Source organism: Actinomadura sp. NPDC048032 (genome assembly GCF_040653175.1).
GTDB classification, from domain to species: domain Bacteria; phylum Actinomycetota; class Actinomycetes; order Streptosporangiales; family Streptosporangiaceae; genus Spirillospora; species Spirillospora verrucosospora.
In genome coordinates, this window is the sequence record NZ_JBEZJP010000766.1 from 1 (window position 1) to 1,774 (window position 1,774).

The window sequence follows — 1,774 nt, forward strand, 5'->3', positions numbered from 1 at the left end:
GAGGTCCGCGCCCGTCCGGATGCCGTGGTCGGCCTCCAGCTTGTCCCGCATCGGGTCCGAAGGTCGATCAGGGGAGCAGGCCGTGCCGCTCGGCGAGGTCGAGGGCGGCCTGCGCGGCCGGCGCGAGCAGGTGCCGGTCGCCGCGCCCCACGTAGACGTACTCGTCCACCTCGCCGGCCGCCGCCATCGCGCCCCGGTACGCGGCGGTGAAGCAGGCCATGCGGACGTGGGCGAAGTCGGGCTGGTCGTGGGCGGGGGCCCGGATCACGCCCAGTTCCCGGAAGGACGCCCGGTCGAGCTCCAGATCCAGCTCTTCGCGGACCTCCCGGGACAGGGCCGACCAGTCGTCCTCGCCCGGCTCCCGTTTCCCTCCGGGCAGGTACAGCAGGTCGCGGCCCCGGGACCGGACGGCGAGCATCCGGCCGTCCGACACCTGGATCCACGCGACGACGTCGAGATCTTCCACGGCGGTCATTCTCCTCCAGGCCGCGCGGCGGCGCGCGGGGAGGCGGCGCCGTGCGGGCAGCAGCGGGCCGTATGCTCCGGGAGTGCGTGCCGAAGCCCTCGATCCCGTCCTGCTGCGGACCTTCGTCGCCGTCGCCGACCTGGGCTCCTTCACCGCCGCCGCGGCCGCGGAGGGCTACACGCAGTCGGCCGTCTCGCGGCAGATCGCGGCGCTGGAGGACGTCTGCGGAGTGGAGCTGTTCGCGCGCGGCGCCCGGGGCGTGCGGCCGACGCCCGCCGGGGAGTACCTCCTCCCGCACGCGCGCGCCCTCCTCGACCGGCTCGCCGACACGGCCCGCGCCCTCGACGGGCTGCGCCGGCTCGACACCGGGACCCTGCGGCTCGGCGCGTTCCCCACCGCCAACGCCGTGCTCGTCCCCCGCGCGCTCGCCCGGTTCCGGACCCGGCACCCGGGCGTCCGGCCGCTGCTGCGCGAGGGCACCACCGAGCGCCTGCTGCCGATGCTGGAGGCGGGCGATCTCGACATGGCCCTGGTCAGCACCCACAAGGTCCCCTCGATCGCCGCCGACGACCTGGTGACCCTGCTGGACGACGCGCTGCTCGTCGCGCTGCCGTCCGGCCACCGGCTCGCCGCGCGCGAACGCGTCCCGCTCGCGGAACTGGCCGACGAGCCGTGGATCGTCGCCGACGACCCGGAGGCGATCGCGGCGCTGCGCGCCCGGTGCGAGGCGGCCGGGTTCGTGCCGCAGACGCCGCTGCGGGTCGCCGAGTGGATCTCCAAGCTGGGGCTGGTCGCCGAGGGGTTCGGCGTCACGCTCGTCCCGGCCGTGGCCGCCTCCGCCCTGGCGCGGGACGGCGTCGTGCTCCGCGCCGTGACGTCCGGCCGCCCCCGCCGCGCCGTCTACGCGGCGGTGGGGCGGCACGCGCGCCGGTCCCCGGCCGTCACCGCCTTCCTCGCGGACCTGCGGGACGTGGCCGCGGAGCTGCGGTCCGAGGGCGGGCCCGGAATCTCGCGGGGCGCGGCGGGGAGGTCCCGGACCTAGGGGACGACCGCGACGATCTCCACCTCCAGCAGGGCGTCGGGGTGGAAGAGGCGGGACACCTCGACGGTCGTGCTGGTGGGCGGCGGGCCGGTGAAGTACCGCCGGCGGACGTCGCCGTACTCCCGCAGCCGGTCCAGATCGGTGACGAACGTCCGGATGTTGACCACGTCGCCGAAGCCCGCCCCGTGGGCGGCGAGGATCCGCTCCAGCAGCGACATGATCACCTCCGACTGGCGGGTCATGTCGCCGGGCTTGTCGATCTCGCC

General features: G+C 76.2%; 3 protein-coding genes. 1 reads left to right on the forward strand and 2 read right to left on the reverse strand.

Annotated features, from left to right (window positions below; all coding sequences use genetic code 11):
- Positions 1 to 67 precede the first annotated feature (67 nt).
- On the reverse strand, positions 68 to 475 hold the full coding sequence (locus AB0C69_RS42010; RefSeq protein WP_345174880.1) for an NUDIX domain-containing protein: 408 nt from the start codon (positions 473 to 475) through the stop codon (positions 68 to 70).
- A gap of 73 nt (positions 476 to 548) precedes the next feature.
- On the opposite strand from AB0C69_RS42010, the gene AB0C69_RS42015 reads away from it, so the two are divergent.
- Positions 549 to 1,508 carry a LysR substrate-binding domain-containing protein gene (locus AB0C69_RS42015; RefSeq protein WP_360362461.1) on the forward strand — a complete coding sequence of 320 codons (960 nt, stop codon included), beginning with the start codon at positions 549 to 551 and terminating at the stop codon, positions 1,506 to 1,508.
- On the opposite strand, the gene AB0C69_RS42020 is transcribed toward AB0C69_RS42015, so the two are convergent.
- Positions 1,505 to 1,774 (reverse strand): RidA family protein (locus tag AB0C69_RS42020; RefSeq protein WP_360362464.1); only part of this gene is annotated, 270 nt, incomplete at its 5' end. The two genes, AB0C69_RS42015 and AB0C69_RS42020, sit on opposite strands and share 4 nt — an antisense overlap.